The 275-nt window shown below is 67.3% G+C and carries 1 protein-coding gene; it reads left to right on the top strand.

Translation table 11 applies throughout. From position 1 onward, the window contains the following. Positions 1–275, top strand: a 275-nt coding sequence (locus SB754_RS20160; RefSeq protein WP_410784148.1) for an SAM-dependent methyltransferase, incomplete at both ends; no start/stop codon positions are given.

Raw genomic sequence — 275 nt, 5'->3', positions numbered from 1 at the left:
GCGCGCGGGCGCCTGGAGCTCGAGTACCGCGTGATCCCGGGCATCACGAGTTTTGCCTCGTTGACCGCCGCGCACAAGATCCTGCTCAACCGCATCGGCGAACCCATCCACATCACCACCGGACGTCGGCTGGCCGAGACCCCGGCCGGAGCCGCGGCCAACCAGGTCGTGATGCTCGACGCCGATTGCACCTTTTTGCAGACGGCCGCGCCCGACGATCACATCTGGTGGGGCGCCTACCTCGGGACACCGGATGAGCTACTGATCTCCGGCAC

This window comes from Leifsonia sp. SIMBA_070 (assembly GCF_046534635.1).
In the GTDB taxonomy this organism is placed as follows: Bacteria; Actinomycetota; Actinomycetes; order Actinomycetales; family Microbacteriaceae; genus Leifsonia.
This window is presented reverse-complemented; position numbering and strand designations above follow the sequence as displayed.